Origin of the sequence: Pseudoalteromonas sp. 120-MNA-CIBAN-0494 (assembly GCF_040308885.1) — a bacterium.
GTDB classification, from domain to species: domain Bacteria; phylum Pseudomonadota; class Gammaproteobacteria; order Enterobacterales; family Alteromonadaceae; genus Pseudoalteromonas; species Pseudoalteromonas nigrifaciens.
This window is the reverse complement of the sequence record NZ_JBEOOE010000168.1, coordinates 1-265: the sequence shown is the minus strand read 5'-3', so window position 1 is coordinate 265 and position 265 is coordinate 1. Positions and strand designations below refer to the sequence as shown.

The 265-nt window shown below is 43.0% G+C and carries 1 protein-coding gene; it reads left to right on the top strand.

Going from position 1 to position 265, the window contains the following annotated elements:
• Nucleotides 1-265 (top strand): efflux RND transporter periplasmic adaptor subunit (locus tag AAEY55_RS18390; protein ID WP_407072713.1); only part of this gene is annotated, 265 nt, incomplete at both ends.

Sequence of the window (265 nt, the reverse complement as noted above, 5' to 3'; positions counted from 1 at the left end):
CTTTACGAGTGCGTTTGCGCTTTAATAACGAAGGTCATCAGTTAAAACCAAATATGTTTGCGCAAGTGAGTATTCATAGCCAAAAAGCTGAAAAGCAGTTAATTGTGCCTAAAGAGGCGGTTATTCGCACTGGTAGCCAAAACCGCATTGTAATTGCGCTTGGTGAGGGGCGTTTTAAATCGGTTGAAGTAACCTTAGGGCGAAGCGATGCGACTCATACTGAGATTTTATCGGGTGTTATGGCTGAAGATGAAGTGGTTACTTC